The sequence below is a fragment of the Halomonas sp. TG39a genome, assembly GCF_000744395.1.
Lineage (GTDB): Bacteria > Pseudomonadota > Gammaproteobacteria > Pseudomonadales > Halomonadaceae > Vreelandella > Vreelandella ventosae_B.
In genome coordinates, this window is sequence record NZ_JQLV01000001.1 from 220,480 (window position 1) to 237,360 (window position 16,881).

Annotated in this window: 15 protein-coding genes; 7 read left to right on the forward strand and 8 right to left on the reverse strand. The window is 56.6% G+C overall.

Translation table 11 applies throughout. The features are described from left to right. Nucleotides 1–114: 114 nt before the first annotated feature. Nucleotides 115–1,290: an MFS transporter gene (locus U738_RS01030; RefSeq protein WP_035576590.1), complete on the reverse strand. Its 1,176-nt coding sequence runs from the start codon at nt 1,288–1,290 to the stop codon at nt 115–117. Between the two features lie 161 nt (nt 1,291–1,451). On the opposite strand from U738_RS01030, the gene U738_RS01035 reads away from it, so the two are divergent. After that, on the forward strand, nt 1,452–1,922 hold the full coding sequence (locus U738_RS01035) for a Spy/CpxP family protein refolding chaperone (protein ID WP_050713934.1): 471 nt from the start codon (nt 1,452–1,454) through the stop codon (nt 1,920–1,922). 103 nt (nt 1,923–2,025) lie between these two features. On the opposite strand, the gene U738_RS01040 is transcribed toward U738_RS01035, so the two are convergent. From U738_RS01040 to U738_RS01050, 3 genes are all read right to left on the reverse strand, one after another. After that, a complete protein-coding gene (locus tag U738_RS01040) occupies nt 2,026–2,457 on the reverse strand; it encodes a DNA polymerase III subunit chi (protein WP_035576592.1) in 432 nt (143 codons plus the stop codon). Nucleotides 2,458–2,557: 100 nt separating this feature from the next. After that, entirely contained in the window at nt 2,558–3,655 is a 1,098-nt protein-coding gene (locus tag U738_RS01045; RefSeq protein WP_022520154.1) for a branched-chain amino acid aminotransferase, read from the reverse strand. A 166-nt stretch (nt 3,656–3,821) separates the two neighbouring features. Next, nucleotides 3,822–5,342, reverse strand: a complete 1,521-nt coding sequence (locus U738_RS01050) for a leucyl aminopeptidase (protein WP_035576593.1) — start codon at nt 5,340–5,342, stop codon at nt 3,822–3,824. 146 nt (nt 5,343–5,488) lie between these two features. Between U738_RS01050 and lptF the strand changes: the two genes are divergently transcribed. From lptF to U738_RS01080, 6 genes are all read left to right on the forward strand, one after another. Continuing rightward, complete coding sequence (lptF, locus tag U738_RS01055; RefSeq protein ID WP_081899008.1) at nt 5,489–6,568, forward strand: LPS export ABC transporter permease LptF; 1,080 nt, start codon at nt 5,489–5,491, stop codon at nt 6,566–6,568. Then, nucleotides 6,568–7,647 (forward strand): LPS export ABC transporter permease LptG, encoded by a 1,080-nt coding sequence (gene lptG, locus U738_RS01060; RefSeq protein WP_035576594.1) that lies wholly within the window; start codon nt 6,568–6,570, stop codon nt 7,645–7,647. Before lptF ends, lptG begins: the two co-directional genes overlap by 1 nt. A 68-nt stretch (nt 7,648–7,715) precedes the next feature. Continuing rightward, entirely contained in the window at nt 7,716–8,192 is a 477-nt protein-coding gene (locus tag U738_RS01065; RefSeq protein WP_035576595.1) for an RDD family protein, read from the forward strand. Between the two features lie 169 nt (nt 8,193–8,361). Then, a complete protein-coding gene (locus tag U738_RS01070) occupies nt 8,362–8,568 on the forward strand; it encodes a (2Fe-2S)-binding protein (RefSeq protein ID WP_035576596.1) in 207 nt (68 codons plus the stop codon). Between the two features lie 191 nt (nt 8,569–8,759). Next, nucleotides 8,760–9,242: a bacterioferritin gene (bfr, locus tag U738_RS01075; protein ID WP_009288515.1), complete on the forward strand. Its 483-nt coding sequence runs from the start codon at nt 8,760–8,762 to the stop codon at nt 9,240–9,242. Nucleotides 9,243–9,585: 343 nt separating this feature from the next. Further along, nucleotides 9,586–11,757, forward strand: coding sequence for an esterase-like activity of phytase family protein (locus tag U738_RS01080; protein WP_035576597.1), 2,172 nt, complete (start codon nt 9,586–9,588; stop codon nt 11,755–11,757). 226 nt (nt 11,758–11,983) lie between these two features. Here U738_RS01080 and U738_RS01085 read toward each other — a convergent pair whose 3' ends face one another. The 4 genes from U738_RS01085 to U738_RS01100 all read right to left on the reverse strand — a co-directional run bounded on the left by U738_RS01085 (nt 11,984) and on the right by U738_RS01100 (nt 16,850). Beyond that, the gene (locus U738_RS01085; protein ID WP_035576598.1) at nt 11,984–13,453 is read right to left on the reverse strand and encodes a carbon starvation CstA family protein; all 1,470 of its coding nucleotides are present in this window, start codon (nt 13,451–13,453) and stop codon (nt 11,984–11,986) included. Between the two features lie 185 nt (nt 13,454–13,638). Continuing rightward, a complete protein-coding gene (sodC, locus tag U738_RS01090; RefSeq protein ID WP_035576599.1) occupies nt 13,639–14,190 on the reverse strand; it encodes a superoxide dismutase family protein in 552 nt (183 codons plus the stop codon). 81 nt (nt 14,191–14,271) lie between these two features. Next, nucleotides 14,272–15,444: a M20 family metallopeptidase gene (locus U738_RS01095; RefSeq protein ID WP_035576601.1), complete on the reverse strand. Its 1,173-nt coding sequence runs from the start codon at nt 15,442–15,444 to the stop codon at nt 14,272–14,274. Further along, nucleotides 15,429–16,850, reverse strand: a complete 1,422-nt coding sequence (locus tag U738_RS01100) for a M20 family metallopeptidase (RefSeq protein ID WP_035576602.1) — start codon at nt 16,848–16,850, stop codon at nt 15,429–15,431. The genes U738_RS01095 and U738_RS01100 overlap by 16 nt, the downstream gene beginning before the upstream one ends. Nucleotides 16,851–16,881 lie beyond the last annotated feature (31 nt).

The following is a 16,881-nucleotide window of genomic DNA, read 5'->3' on the forward strand; positions in this document are numbered from 1 at the left end:
CGAGAAATGTGCATAAGTGCATAAATGAATGGGTGTGAGTATACCGCGTAAGGGCCGTGGTCGTCAGGGGCTACTCACGCTCTATTGTAGGTGCACAGTACTTATGCGATGTATTTATGAAAACTGTTTATGGGCAGAAAACCCGCGCATGGCGATTAGCCCGAGGATGGGGCCCGGCAATAGCCACCAGATCACCGCTAGAGACTGGCTCGACCACAGCGCGGTGACCAGGGCGATGGAGGGAATGGTCAGCCCAAAGCCGATCGCATTCATCATTGCCAGCGCTGCGCCTAGCCGCTCGGGTGGAGCCGTGGCGCTGGCCAGCGCAGAGAACTGCGCGGAGTCGGCAATCACGCTGACTCCCCATAAGCCGAGAAGCGCCAACAGCAGCCAGGGCGAGGCGCTGCCCAACAGGGGATAAACCAAACAGAGCGCGCCTGAGGTGGCCAATGCCACGCAGGCTACTCGATCGCTGCCAATCTGGCGGCTCCATTTGCCCGCGAGCACGCAGCCCGGCAAACCCAACGCGATCACCGCAAAACTTAGCCATGGCTGGACGCTGTTTGAAGCCCCTAAGCGCTCCAGTTCCCGGGCGACCAGAAACGGCACCAGCGCCCAAAGGGCGTAAAGCTCCCAGCAGTGGCCGAAATAACCCAGTGCGGCGGCACGAAAGCGAGGCTGTTTGAAAGCGGCCAGACCTGCCCAAGGGCGTCCGCTTTTGGCGGTGGCCGGGAGGTGGGGGCCAACGCCTAGCTTGAAAATCATTAGCGCCGCGACCAGCGCCAGCAGTGAAGCCAGCAGCAGCGGCCACTGCCAGGGTAAATGCAGCGTTAAACCGCGCAGCAGGTGTGGCGAGGCAATGCCCAGGGTGAGCATGCCCACCAGCCAACCCAGCGCGGCGCCGGCGTGGCTGGGTGTCCAGCTCACCACCAGCTTCATGCCTAGCGGATAAATCCCCGCCAGGCAAAGCCCGGTCGCAAAACGAGCAACAGCGGCGAGCGTCACGCTCTCAGCCACGCCGATAAAGGCGGCGTTGATCAGTGCGCCGAGAGCGGCAGAAATCGCAAACAGGTGGCTGGCACGAATTCGGTCGGCAAGACCAGTGGTTGCAATCAGCAGCGTGCCGGTAATAAACCCTGCCTGAACGGCGATGGTTAGCAGACCCAAGTCGCTTTCGCTAAGGCCGACGGCCTCCTGCAGCGCCAAGCCAACGCCATTAACGCTAAACCATAGCGAGGTCCCAAACAGCTGGGCGATGACAATCGTAACAAGCGGGTAGCGCGTGAACACGTTTACGTCTCCATGAGGGCAAAGGGCGCGGCCAGAGCCCGCTAATGGTAATCAACAATTTACCGTTACGACGAATTTTTTAAAAACAGCAGTGTCGGATCACAAGACCCGTCAGGATTCGTCGGGCAGGAAGTACAAATTTGTTCGCAATTGGAGTTTTTATGCACGTAGCCAAGCTTTTCCTTCCAGCAGTTGCAGCACTGGCATTCAGTGTTCCCGCCATGGCCCAGCAAATGGGTGGCGGCACCCCCAGTGTCGATGACCAAGTTAACCAACTCGACGAAATGGTGGATCTGAATGATGGGCAGAAGGAAGAACTCAGCAACCTTTTGACCCAGATGCAAGACGACGTTGGTGCCAATGAGCAGGAAGCCCAGCAGTTGCAACAGCAACTCAGTGAGCACGTTCAGACTGATTATGACGAAGCCGCCATTCGGGCAGATGCAGAGCGTCTTGGTGACCTAACGGCCGAGATGACCGCGGATAGCATTATCATACAGTCTCAGATCGAAGGCGTTTTCACTCAGGAGCAGCGCGATCAACTGGATGAGGCCGTGGCTCAGCAGCAGGAGCAAATGCAACAGCAGATGCAGGAGCAGATGCAGGAGCAGATGCAGCAACAGGGAGGCTAAGGCGAAAGCTGCCTGGCCACACTCATTGCAATTGCCTAACTTCTGTTGACGGCCCCGCCAAGTGCGGGGTCACTTGTTTGTGGTGGATGGTCTCCTCGGCCATTCACCCCAACTTATGCGGCACGACCTCATGACCCAGTTCTTTATAGCGCTGCCAGCAGGCACGTTTGGCAACCAGCACTTGTTGGTGCTGGTTAATGATCTCGGCAATGCGGGCGTAGCGCTCTACGCCTTCAGGTATTTCCGGGTGTAGATTAAGCAGTGCGGTTTCTTCCGTGGGCACCGGCAATTGTTGCCAGCCTAGTGTGATCGGTACACTGGCGGCCATTTCGCTATCTTCCAAGGCGTGGGGCAGGTAAGCGTCCGGGCGAAAATTCCATAGCGCGTCGTCAGCTTGCTCGGCGAGGGCTTTATCTTCGCAGTGCAGATGCAGCCGGTAGCCTTTACGCCAGATGGTCTCGGCGAGCTTGCAAGCAAACTGCAAGCGCGCTTCTAGCGTGGTATCGGGCAGAATGTAGAAATCAATGCGCGCCATAGCGGTTCCAGGTAAAACGATTTCAGATACGTCGATGGCAAACAGCACCGCCGCAAGAATGCGGCGGTGCTGAAAGGATAAGCGCTGGTTTTAAAACCGCTTAAACCAGCTGGGTTAACCAGCCGTACTTATCTTCGCTGCGGCCGTACTGCAGGTCGAGCAGTTTGGTGCGGATGCGCATGGCAATCTCATTATTGCCACCGGCAGCTAGCTTGATACGCTCGTTCTCGGTGACCAGCTCGCCCACCGGGGTGATGACCGCGGCGGTACCGCAGGCAAATACCTCGGTGATCTCGCCAGACGCCGCGCCTTCACGCCACTCGTCAATGCTGATAGCGCGCTCTTCCGGCGTTAGGCCTTCATCTTTGGCCAGCGTGAGCACCGAGTTGCGCGTGACGCCTTCCAAAATGGTGTCGGTCAGGCGCGGCGTCACCAAACGGCCATCTTTGAAGACAAAGAACAGGTTCATGCCGCCCAACTCTTCCACCCACTTGTTTTCAGCAGCATCAAGAAATGCGACCTGGCCACACTGGTGGGCTTCGGCCTCTTTCTGCGCGGCTAATGAGGCGGCGTAGTTACCGCCGCACTTGGCAAAGCCAGTACCGCCTGCGGCAGCGCGCTTATAGTTCGAGGAGAGCCAGATCGACACCGGCGCAACGCCACCTTTAAAGTACGCCGCCGCGGGGGAGGCGATGACGTAGTAGTCGACCTCGTGGGCGGGGCGTACGCCCAAGAAGGCTTCCGAGGCGATCATAAACGGACGCAGGTAGAGGCTGCACTCGTCAGATGCGCTGGCAGGCGTGGGCACCCAGGCGTGATCTTGCGCTAATAGCGCTTTCAGCGAGCCGATAAAGTCTTCATCGGACAGCTCCGGCAGCGCCAAACGACGGGCACTGCGGCGGAAGCGCTCGGCGTTTTTCTCTGGGCGGAATGTCCAGATAGAGCCGTCGGCGTGGCGATAAGCTTTGATGCCCTCAAAAATCTCCTGACCGTAATGCAGTACAGAGGCAGCCGGGTCGAGGGTGAGCGGGCCGTAAGGGCGCACTTGGTGGCCGTGCCAGTCGGCGTCGACGGTCCAGCGCACATGGGCCATGTGATCGGTAAAGTGTTTGCCAAAGCCGGGGTTTTTGAGAATGCTGTCACGGATCTCATCGGCTATCGGCTGGTTGGATGGCAAAATCTCAAAGTTAGTGGGCACGGCATGTTCTCTCTACTTGATCCAAGCCCTGAAGGGCAAATATAGGCGTCGTAATATAAGCGTTAAAGTGGTCGTAGCGTGTGCCTTGAGATAAGGCACACGCTAATGGGTTTAGGTGTAACGGTTGCGTCAAATAAAGGCAACCGTTGATTGCCTGATTGTGTTGTTAGACGTCGCTATTTTCTACTTGGGCGTCTGCTTCACGGTCAAGCAGGTACTGAGTTAACAGCCCGACGGGACGCCCGGTAGCGCCTTTTTGCTTGCCGGAGTGCCAAGCGGTTCCGGCGATATCCAGGTGTGCCCAGGGGAAGTGATTGGCAAAGCGCGATAAAAAGCACGCAGCGGTAATCGTGCCTGCCGGGCGGCCGCCAATATTGGCCAGGTCGGCAAAGTTGGACTCAAGCTGCTCTTGGTACTCATCCCAAAGCGGCAGGTGCCAAGCGCGATCCCAAGCCCCTTCACCTGCGTCTAATAGATCCAGCGCTAGGTCATCGTCGTTGGAGAGCAGCCCGGTGGCGTGGTGACCCAGACCGACAATGACTGCGCCGGTCAGGGTGGCAATATCCACGACGCTGGCCGGGGTAAAGCGCTCGGCGTAGGTCAACGCATCGCACAGTACCAGGCGGCCTTCTGCGTCGGTGTTAAGCACTTCGACGGTCAGGCCTTTAAGGGTTTTGATGATATCGCCGGGCTTGGTGGCGTGGCCGTCGGGCATGTTTTCCGCCGCGGCGACGATAAATACCAGGTTGAGCTTGGGCTTGATCGCCAGCACTGCTTTGACAGTGCCGAACACGCTGGCGGCGCCGCACATGTCGAACTTCATTTCGTCCATACCTTCGCCAGGTTTGAGCGAAATGCCGCCGGTATCAAAGGTAATGCCTTTGCCGATCAGCACGTGGGGCGCTTCTTCGCTCTCTTCGGCGCCCTGGTACTTCATCACGATCAGGCGTGTGGGTTCTTTGCTGCCGCGGCCTACGGATAGTAGCGAGCCTGCACCCAGGGCTTCCAGCGCTTCTTCATCAAGAATATCCACCTCGAGCGCGCCTTCTGAGTCGCGGCCCAACTGCTCTGCCTGCTCGGCTAAGTAGCGGGGGGTGCAGATATTGGCGGGCAGGTTACCCAAGGTGCGGGTGTAGTTTATCCCCTGCCCAATGGCGTTGCCCACTAATGCGCCTTGCTTCACCTGCGGGACAGCGTCGGCATCGCTGATAATTAATGTCAGCTTGGCTAGGCTGGGGGCTGGCGCAGGCGACGATTTGAACTGATCAAAGCGATAAATAGCCCGCTCAACGGCTTCCATGACCTTGCGCGCGTTCCAGGCCGCGTCGCGATCGGCCAATGGGATATCACCAAATACCACGCTTGCTTCGTCGATGGGCAGTTTCACCAGCGCGGTCATGGCCGCATCCAGCGCCTTGATAAAGGCCGCTTCCTGACATTTTTCGCGCTCACCCAAGCCCACCAGTAAGATACGTTCAGCGCCCAGGCCCGGTGCAAAGGGCACCATTTGCACGTTGCCCAGCGCGGCGTCGAAGTCGCCGCGTTCCAGCAACTGGCCGATTAGGCGTTCGCTGGCGTCGTCCAGTTTGGCGACGGTGGGCAGTAAGTCGCCCCCTTTAAAAACCGGCACCAAGAGGCAGGGTGTTTCAGCTTTGGCTGGGTTTGCGGTCTGAACGGAAAATTCCATGACGGCTCCAACAAGACAAGCATCGAGGGATTCGGGATAATGCCCCGTTGCTTTTGATTTTGAAAAGGGACTGTGAATAGTTTGATTAGTGTACCCAAGCCATACGCTTATTGCATGGCATCCTGCACGTCTAGCCGGAGAGCGCGTTGATTTTATTTCGGTATCTAACTCGCGAAGTGTTACTCACCATGTCAGCGGTTGCTGGCATTCTGCTGCTGGTGATCATGGGCAGCCGCTTTATCCGCTATTTTTCGGACGCAGCGGAAGGCGATATCCCCGTCACCATGTTAGGCAGCCTGATGATGTTTCACCTGCCTGGCTTTATGGAGCTCATTCTACCGCTGTCGTTTTTTCTAGGCATCCTGCTCGCCTACGGGCAGCTCTATATGAATAGCGAAATCACTGTAATGGTCGCCTGTGGGATGAGCCCCACGCGTCTATTGAAGGTGACGTTGCTGCCTGCCAGCGTGGTGGCGGTACTAGTCGGTGTCTGTAGCTTGTGGTTGACGCCTTTTGGGGCGCTGCAAACCGAGACCGCGCTGGAAGAGCAGCGCAGTCGTCTGGATGTTTCCGTGTTGGCGCCGGGGCGTTTTCAAGAGTTCGGCGGTGGCCGTACCGCCTATATCGGCAGCTTCTCTAGCGACGGAACGGAAATGCAGGATGTGCTGGTGCACGAGCAGAACCAGCAGGGCGACGAAGGCACTCACGACTACGTTACCCGGGCGGCATCGGGCTATCAGGAAACCCGACTCGAAACGGGTAGCCGTTTTCTGGTGTTGGATGACGGCGAGCGCTACGGGGTGACGCCGGGCGATAAGAGCGCCGAGCGGCTCACGTTTGAGCGTTATACGTTGCGACTGGGGTTGAATCGTGACCGGCAGGAGCTGGATTCATTGGAATACGCCACCACGCCTGCGCTGTGGAATAATCCAAGCCCCCGTGCCCAAGCACAATGGCAGTGGCGGGCAGGACTCCCGCTTATGGTGTTTGTGCTGGCCTTGATGGCGCAGCCGCTTTCCCGGGTTAATCCCCGCCAGGGGCGCTTTGGTAAACTGCTGCCCGCGGTATTTTTATACGTCGCCTATCTCAGTCTGCTTCTGGCGGTGGTCGATGCTACTGGCAGCGGCACCTGGCCGACTACGTTGGGGGTGTGGCCGGTACACGGACTGTTCTTAGGGTTGGGCCTGCTAATGCTGTGGCGCTCGCAACGTAAGGGGATGCGCTGATGCTGAAGTTGTTAACGGTAGCTGATCGTCTTGATCGTTACATCGCCCGCAACGTACTGGCGGCCATTATCGTCGTCCAGTTCGTGCTGCTTGGGTTGGATATTACCATTGCCTATATCGATGATTTAGGTGATGTACAGGCGGGTTATACCGCGCTCGATGCATTGCTTTACCTGCTTATGCGCACGCCTTGGCGCTTTTATCAGTATGCCCCTGTGGCGGTATTAATCGGCGCGCTAATTGGCTTGGGCAGTATGGCCTCAAGTAACGAGCTCACCGTTATGCGCGCTGCTGGGCGTTCGCTGGCGCGCATCGTGTGGGGCGTGATGAAACCGGTGCTGGTGGTCGTCGTTGTGGTGCTGCTGGTCGCTGAGTATGTCAGCCCGCGCACCGAGCAGTATGCCGAGGCGTGGCGATTGGAAAAACTTCAGGGCGAAGGCGCTATGCTGACCAGCCGCAGCGGCTGGCAGATCGAGGGCGACAGCGTCTACCGTTTCGGGGCGATTCGTGCCGATGATGTGGTGCTCGACTTAACCCGCTATCGCTTTGATGACCGCCAGCTTGTCGAAGCCACCTACGCCCAGCGGGCACGTTGGGAAGGCGATGCCTGGCGGTTGGAAAACGTGGCGACCACGCGCATTTTTGACGACCACACCGAGTCCGAACAGACGGCAAGCATGGGCTGGGAAACGTCCTTTACCCCCACCCAGTTAGAGCGGCTGCTGCGCGATATCGAGAGCCAGGCGCCCAGCGAACTGTGGGCCTATGCCCAGTTCCTTGAAGCGCAAAACCTGCAGAATGACCAAGCGCTGCTGTATTTTTGGCAGAAGATGCTGATGCCGCTGACCATGGGCTCGCTGGTGCTGATTGCTGCCTCCTTTGTGTTTGGACCGCTGCGTACGGTGGCTGCAGGCACCCGGGTATTTTACGGCGTGATCACTGGGCTGAGCTTTAAGTATGTTCAGGATCTTCTGGCGCCCGCCTCGACGATTTTTGGCTTCTCGCCCGTCTGGGCGGTGCTGGTGCCGACACTGGCGTGCGCCGGGGTCGGGATCTACTTTCTACGTCGCAACGGTTAATGCCGCAACGGCATCGCTGCTGCTTATCGCCTGAAAACCGCCAATAAACAGCCAGGAGCTGGGAAAGAATGAGGGAAACACGACGCTTTACTCAGTTGGATAGCGTATGGCCAGCGGGCCTTGGCCGCCGTTTGGGCGCCATGCTGTATGACGGTTTTTTAGTCATTGCCATATGGATCGCCGTGACGGTCGTACATATGCTGTTTTTCCGTTATGTGCTTGGTCAGCAGCCCGAAGAGATTGGCACCACGGCCAGCGATATTTGGAGCCTGCGCCTCATGCTGGTGTTTTTTGTCACGCTGTTTTTTGTTTTTTCCTGGTCACGCGGTGGTATGACCCTGGGCATGCAGGCGTGGCGGCTGCGGGTGCAAGCAGCAGATGGCTATTCGCTGAACTTGAAGCAGTGCCTGATTCGCTGCGCGGTGGCGTGGCTCTCGCTACTGGCCTTGGGTTTGGGCTACTTATGGGTGCTGTTCGATAAACAGCGCCGTAGCTGGCCGGATATTGCTTCCAACACACAAACGGTGGTTTTGCCGAAAAAATAGTTTTACCGGGCATCGGCCATTTTTTTTGAAAAAAGCGTCGCTTCGACAATATCTTATCGCGCTCTTCATATTTACTAAGACGAATGGCTAGCAAAAAGCAGTAATTTCTACTTGATAAGATGTATGCGAATCATTTACATTCATCTCATGATTTCTATGAGGTGTCGCCATGTACGTTTGCGTGTGCAAGGGAGTAACCGACCATCAGATTCGCCAGCACGTTGACGACGGTGCGCGAAGCTGGCGAGAAGTACGCGAGGCAACCGGCTGCGCAACGCAGTGTGGTAAGTGCGCGTGCTATGCTAAATCTATTACCCGCGATGCCGTTCAGGAAGCGCGCCAGGAAGCCAATATGGGGCTCGCTTACGCCGTGTGACGCGAATCACTATTGTTAGGGTTATCTTTAGCAAACAACTGATTTACTTGAACTTTTAATCACCTTATCTATACTCTCAGAAACGCTGGGAGTATAGCTATTTGCGTCTATGCTCTTCTCCAAACGTAACTGCTTGATCGTATTGTCTAAACTAGATTAAACATCAGCATTACAGTAGAAAAGGTGACGTTATGAAAGGTGATACGAAAGTTATTGAGCATCTTAATAAGGCGCTCGGCAACGAACTGGTTGCGATCAATCAGTACTTTTTGCACGCCAAAATGTATAAAGATTGGGGTCTGAAAGCCCTCGCCAAATGGGAATACGATGAGTCCATCGAAGAGATGCAGCACGCTGACAAGATCATCGAGCGTATCCTGTTCCTCGAAGGTATCCCCAACCTGCAAGACCTGGGCAAGCTGCACATCGGCGAAAACGTCAAAGAGATGCTCGAAAGCGATCTAAAAATTGAGCACGACGGCCGCAACGACTACATCGAAGCGATCACCTATTGCGAAAGCGTTAAAGATTACGTGACTCGCGATATGCTGCGTGACCTGCTCGCCGACGAAGAAGACCATATCGACCACATCGAAACGGAACTTGGTTTGATCGACAAGGTGGGTATTCAGAATTATATGCAGCGTCAAATGCAGATGGCAGGCGACGAGTAAAACGCTATCGCGCGTATGTCGTATGTATAGAAGCAAGCTAGCAACCAAAACTAGCTAAAAAGCAGCCAGTCAGGGCTAACTGACTGGCTGCTTTCGTTCTAAAGTCTCCTTTTATCTATCGATTTTCCTGCTTCCCTTTTCCCCTATGCGTTCCTTCACTACTTACCCATCTTCGCGGCAGCCTGGGTTTAGCGTTGAGGTGTGCCGATAGCCAACGGCGCTAACTTAGCCTGTGAGTGTCATAAGCCTGACATCGCCATGGTGTTGGATAGTTAATCGGGCATAGCAAGTTTAATAACTTAATCAGTCGTTTCTTAAGCTTAAGCAGGGGATTAACTCCATCATGATACTCAAACGCAGACCAATCCTATTGGCGCTGGCTGCTGTGCTGGCCGCCACGCAAGCGGCAGGTGCGGCAGATAAGCATTTCAACCGCATCGCCAGCTTCGCGGTTCCCGATAACATGGCCGAGGGCGAGGATCGTACACGCGAGACCGCGCCTGAAATCATTGCTGCCTCCGGTGATGGCATGACGCTGGTGTATACCGATAGCCCGCTGGGCGTGATCGGGCGCATCGATATCAGCGACCCGGCTAATCCGCAACCGCTGGGTAATATCGTTATGGACGGTGAGCCTACGGCCGTATCGGTGCTCGGCAATATGGCCTATGTCGGAGTGAATACATCGGCTTCCTACAGCGAACCTTCCGGGGAACTGCGTACGGTCGATTTAGCCAGTGGCGAGATACTCGCCTCCTGCCCGCTGGACGGACAGCCCGATAGTGTGGCTTCCGCTGCGGCCCCCGATGGGCGCTTTGTCGCTGTCGCCATTGAGAACGAACGCGACGAAGAGGCGGGTGATGGACGTGTACCGCAGATGCCCGGCGGTTCCGTGGCACTGGTGGAGATCAATGCGGAAGGGCTGGTTAACTGCGACAGCCTGCTCTACGCCGACGTAACCGGGCTCGCCGAGATCGCCCCCGAGGATCCCGAGCCGGAGTTTGTCGATATCAATACCCTGGGTGAGACCGTCGTCACCGTGCAGGAGAACAACCACCTGGTGGTGCTCGACTACGCCGGAAAGGTGGTGGCGGATTTCAGTGCCGGGACTGTCGAGCTGGACGGCATTGACGCCAGCGATGACGGTGCGCTGATTTTCAACGAGCAGCAAGCCGAGCGCCTGCGTGAGCCGGACGCTTTGCAGTGGATCGACAACGACCACTTCGCTATTGCCAACGAAGGCGATATGGATGGCGGCGCGCGCGGCTGGACGATCTTCAACAAGCGCGGCGAGGTGGTATACGAGTCAGGTACTTCATTCGAGCGCGCGGTGATTGAAGCGGGTCACTACCCCGATAAGCGTTCGGATGCCAAAGGCAGCGAGCCGGAGGGGATGGAGCTTGCGGTGTTCGAAGGTACGCCCTATGTCTTCCTGCTTTCCGAGCGCGGCTCGCTGGTGGGCGTTTATGACGTTAGCAACCTGGCCGAACCGCAGCTCACCCAGCTACTGCCCTCGGGCCTGTCTCCCGAAGGCGCCGTGGCGATTCCCAGCCGTGGCCTGTTAGCCACCGCCAATGAAGGGGATCTGGGCGAAGACGGCGGCCCCCGCGCCCATGTCATGATTTATCAATATCAGGATGCGCCAGCGGTCTATCCTACCCTGACCTCGGCGGGCGCCGATGAACTGATCGGTTGGGGCGCACTTTCCGGGTTAGTCGCCACTGACGACGTACTTTATGCGGTCAATGACAGCTTCTACAGCGCCCAGCCGCGCATCTTTACCATCGACCCCTCAGCCTCCCCAGCGCGGATTACGGCAGCACTGGACGTGACCCGCAACGGTGAACCTGCGCTAGGCCTGGATATGGAAGGCATTACCACCGATGGTGAAGGTGGCTTCTGGGTCGCTTCCGAAGGTAACGACAAAGGCCTTGCCAACACCCTTTATCATGTGGGTTCCGACGGTGAGATTATCCAAGGAATTGCACTTCCCGAGGCGCTCGCTCAACAGGCATTGAAGTGGGGATTAGAAGGCGTCACGCGCATTGATGATCAACTGTGGCTGGCGTTGCAGCGCCCCTGGCAGGATGACCCCGAAGGCATGGTCAAGCTACTGCGTTTTGATATCGACAGTGGCGAGTGGGGCGCTGTTCATTACCCGCTGGATAACGTGGAACAGGGTTGGATTGGCCTCTCCGAAATCACCGCCCATGGCGATTGGCTGTATTTGATCGAGCGCGACAACCAGATCGGCGCCGAGGCTAAGGTTAAGCAAGTGACCCGCATTGCCCTGGATGGCCTGGAACCTGCCCCGCTGGGCGGTGAGCTGCCGGTGGCCGAGAAACAGCTAGTGCGCGACCTGATTCCCGACCTAGCCAGCTACAACGGCTTTGTGGTGGACAAGATTGAAGGAATGGCGATTAACGATAATGGCAACGCCTGGCTGGTCAGTGACAACGACGGTGTGGACGATAGCTCTGGCGAGACCTACTTCTGGTCGATACCGCTGGAGTAGTCCCTGCCTGTATTCGTCTATACCGCAGCAGCATGGAAGCGATAAACATGAGGAGTAGGGGAAAAAAGGAAGGATAGGCGAGATAGGAGAAAAAGCGAGGGCACGCATCAAACACGGTTATGTGGCTGATGTGTGCCCTTTTTTGTGGAGTGGCTCTTGTGTGGAGAATGTCTTGTGAAGAGCGTCCTGTGAAGAGAGTGTGGCGGTAACGTTATGGAGCGCCTAACTATTTAGCTGCCATCACCTCGCCGCTGTCCACAAACTGGCTCGGTACCGCCGGCTCATCAACGGCAAAAGTTGCCCGGCTTAGACGACGGACACGCTTCATAAACAGCGCGATGCAAAGGAGCGTACCTAGCGCCGCGACCACGTAGCTTAACTGCAGCGGCAGACCAAAACCGATCGGCGCGTAGGCTAAATAGGTAAAGGTGGCCATGGTCATAAAGGTGGCTGGGATCGAGGTGATCCAGTGAGGCTTACGCGACAGCACCAAGTACATGGTGCCTACCCACAGCGCGATCACGGCGGTGGTCTGATTCGCCCAGGAGAAGTAGCGCCATAGCAGTGTGAAGTCCATATGGGTTAGCGCGTAAGACACCACAAACAGCGGTAGAGCGACCATGACGCGCTTCATAATCGGCTTTTGATCGATCTTAATGTAGTCGGCGATGATCATCCGCGCGCTGCGAAAGGCGGTATCGCCCGAGGTGATCGGCAGCACAATAACGCCGAGCACGGCCAGGGTGCCACCCACCGCGCCGAGCATGGTGGTAGATACTTCGCTGACCACCGCGGCAGGGCCACCGGCCGCCAGCACATCGGAAAGCGACTGGTCGCCGTAGAACAGGCTCATGGCGGCGGCCGCCCAGATCATCGCGATAATGCCTTCGGTGATCATCATGCCGTAGAAGATTTTGCGCCCATTGGTTTCGTTTTGCGTGGTGCGCGAAATAATCGGCGTTTGGGTGGCGTGAAAACCGGAAAGCGCGCCGCAGGAGATGGTTAAAAACAGTAGCGGGAAAATCGGTGCGGCGTCAGGGTGCATATTTTGCAGCGAAAGCTCGGGGATCGGAGCGCCGGTGACAACCAAGCCAATACCGATACCTGCGGCGCTGAACAGCAGCAGGGCGCCAAAGTAGGGGTAGATACGGCCAATGACCTTATCGATTGGCAGCAGCGTGGCGATCAGGTAGTAAATAAAGATGGCAACAATGATCAGTGTCAGTGACAGCGAGGTCATATTGGCCAGCAGCGCCGCGGGGGAGGTCACAAATACCGTGCCGACTAACAACAGCAGCAAGATCGCGAAGCCATTGACGACGTGCTTCATCGCTTTACCCAGAAACTTGCCGGCCAGCTGAGGTAAGTGAGCGCCGTGGTTGCGGATTGAGATCATACCGGTCAGGTAGTCGTGCACGGCACCGGCAAAGATGCAGCCGACCACAATCCAGATAAAGGCCACCGGTCCATACAGCGCACCAAGAATGGGGCCGAAAATGGGGCCCACCCCGGCAATGTTCAATAATTGGATAAGCGAGTTGCGCGTGGTGTTCATCGGCACGTAGTCGATGTTGTCGCGCATGCTGAAGGCAGGGGTCTGACGTTTGCGGTTAGTCACAAACACGCGTTCAACGAACTTCCCATAGGTAAAGTAGCCCGCTATCAGCAGCAGGATCGATACGATAAAGGTGATCATCTAAGGTACCTAGAGCAGTGAGGGGAATGGGCGAGCATACCGGTGAGCATGCAAGCAGGTACTTCTTTAGCAGGGCTGAATTTACAGATAAGCACTATAAAATCACAGCTAGACTTTAGTGGGCCTTAAGCAAAAAAATGGACAGCCTAGTGGCTGCCCAATTTATCGGTTAGCAAAGGCAAATCTTAAGACTCAACGACGCCGCAGGCCATCCGGGTGCCACCGCCGCCCAGGTGGGGCTCATCTGTGTAGGTGTCGCCGCCTTCGTGAATCATCAAGCTGCGGCCAGGCATATCTTCCATGCTCAAGCGCGGCGCCAAGACGGGGAGATTGGCTTCGCCATCTTCATTAACCGTTAGCACCGGTAGATCGCCTAAATGACCTTCTCCATAGGGGCCTTGGTGAGTGCCGGTTTCCTCAGGGTCATAGTGTCCGCCAGCCGACAGTGCCGCGGTCATCTCGCCACTGTCATTCTCGGCGGGATCACAGCTGGCATTCTGGTGAACGTGAAAACCGTAGACCCCAGGCTCAAGGCCCGTCAACGAAGGTGTCAGCAGTAAGCCGTGATCCGTATGCTCAAGGGATACGGTACCGATTGACTCTTCATTACCCTCGGTGCTGACTTTATGCATCTCGACATCAAGCGTTTCATTGGCTTGTGCCGCTGAGGTGGCGAGCAGCAGCGAGGCGGCAATAGCGGTAAGCGGTGTTGAGAAACGTATAGTTGAATAGCGCATGTTGATCTCCTTCCGAATCCATGGAAACGCTGTAGCAGCGTTGCTTACTCAAGGTAGTTGGCTAGCAGTTACATTGCCAATTTAACGTGCCGAAGCAAAGGATACATCGTGCAAATTCAATAACGTAGCAGCGAGTGTCTGAGTGCGCGGCACCAGTGTATCCAGCAAACAGTACTCTTCGTCAGTGTGCATTTTTGCGCCGATAGGGCCAAGACCGCACAGAGTGGGAATGCCCAGGCTGGCCGTCCAGCCCGCATCAGAACAGCCGCCAGTGAATTCGCCGTCAACAGCAAACCCGATCGCCTTAGCCTGAACCTGATAAAGCTCAAACAGCGCGCTGCTCATACGCGCTTCGAGAGGATAAAATTCAGAGGTTTGTTCTATGGTCGCAAGAGTGCCGGGAACGTCGGGTTCCGCGATAATCGCCTCAATGGCTTTATACAGCTGATCACGCTGGGCAGTGGTTACAAAACGAGTGTCCAACTGTGCTGACGCGAAAGGCGCGACGGTATTGCGTGACACGCCTCCGGCGATGGTGCCCACATTGGTGGTGATGCCTGCCTCATAGTCGGTTAACGCATGCAGCTTGATGATTTTTCGAGCGAGTGTTTCTATCGCGCTGGCGCCATCGGCATGGCTAACGCCCGAGTGGGCGGCCTTGCCAGCGACTTCGATTAAGAAACCAGCGCCCCCTTTGCGGCCCGTCACCACATTGCCGCTGACCCGCCCTGGCTCGACATTTAAGGCGGCGCGTGCCCCCTGGGCAGCCGCTTCGATAAACGCCCGCCCATCCGGCGAGCCAATTTCCTCATCGGCGGTAAACAGGGCGCGAACGGGTAGGGGGCAGGTGGGCAGGCGGCTTAGCGCACGCATAACAAAGCAGTTCATCACCAGGCCGCTTTTCATATCGGCAACGCCTGGGCCAAAGCCGATATTGTCTTGCTGGGTATAGCCTCGGCCCGCCACCGTACCGGTGGGGAAAACCGTATCCCGGTGGCCCATGAGTAAGACATGGCCTTGACCCGTTCCCCCCAGATGAGCTTCCAAAATATCGCCTGAGTCAGGGCGCTGGTGGCGTATAACCGTGATGCCATCCTGCTCAAGCCACTGAGTGATCAGGTCGGCGACCGCATCGGTACCCGCTTTGTCATAGCTGTTGGAGTCGATATTGACCAACGCCTCAAGGCAATCTTGCATCGCCTGCTGCTGGCCTTCCAGCCACGCGCAAACCTGTTGGGTTAGTTCGTCTTGCATAAGGCTTTCTCTCTCATGATGTCTGATCCTTGGTCACTCAAATCCCAGAATAGCCCCGCCATTAAGATCAGTGCCTCTGAAGCGATGCTCCCCAATAGGTGTTCGTCAGGCGCGTGCTGGGAGCAGGAGGGGTAGGAGTGTGGAACCCATAGCGTGGGTAAGCCCAGGGTTTCGGCAAACACATCGTTGGGTAACGAGCCGCCTAAGTTGGGTAGCAGCGTCGGCGTTTTATGGGTGGAGCGTTGCATAGAGGCCAACGCCCAGCCCACCCAGGGGTCTTCAGGATCGAGTCGTGTCGCCGCCATTTGCGACATGCGCGCAGCGCTTACCTCAATATCGTGATAGCCGTGTTGATCCAGATGATGGCGTAAATGGACTAGAAAATTGTCCTGGTCGCTGCCCACCACATAACGCAGTTGGCAGTGGGCATAGGCCTTTGGCGGAATAGCATTGGCCGGGGCATCCGGGTTGCCCGCCTTCATGGCGAGTACTTCTAAGGTGTTCCAGCCAAACAGTCGTTCAGCGGGCGATAGTCCTGGCTCACCCCAGTTAGTGTCGATAGTGGGGGCATTGTCGCCGACGCCGACTTCCAATGCGGCGAGCGCTTTACGCACGGCTTCGGGTATTGGGTCAGGCCGTAGGCCTTGGATTTGAATAACACCGTTGGCATCCACTAGTGTGGCGAGTGCATTGGCCAGACGCACCGCAGGGTTTTTTAATACGCCACCCCAGTTGCCCGAGTGGTGAGCGCCTTCACGGGCCTGGAGTTTAAGGTCGAAATTGAAGGAACCCCGTGAACCTAAAAACAGCGTGGGAGCGTCGGCATTCAAACGTGGCCCATCTGAGCCAATAAACACATCGGCGGCGAGGCGGTCACGGTAGCGGTGGCAGATCTCTTTTAAGCCAGGGGAGCCCGTCTCCTCGCCCATTTCCAGCACCAGCTTAACGTTATAGCCCAGGCGCCCGTTGCTCGCTTTCAGCACGCAGCCCAGCGCGGCTAAATTGATGGTGTGCTGGCCTTTGTTATCCGCCGTGCCACGCCCGTACCAGCGATCCCCTTGCTGGGTGATTTTCCAGGGCGAAAGCCCTTCAGCCCATTGGTCGTCATAGCCGCGGATGACATCGCCATGACCGTAAGTTAATACGCTGAACGAGGCTTCTGGCTCAAGGCGTTCAGCAAGCAGAAACGGCCCAAACCCTTCCGCCGGGTTATCAACAATGTCCCAGCTAAAACCGAGCTGCTCAATATCCGGAATGATCTGTTCAGTAAGGTAGCGGTGAAGCTCTTCCTGTCTATTCGATTCCTGGCTTTCGCTGCGGATGGCAATGCGCGGGGCAAGCTGGTCATAAAAATCGCCGCTGTCAAAGTAAGATTTGGCTTGATCTAAGGCGTGTTGGCGCGTCATAGGCACTCCTTTTAACGTTAATATTGATTAA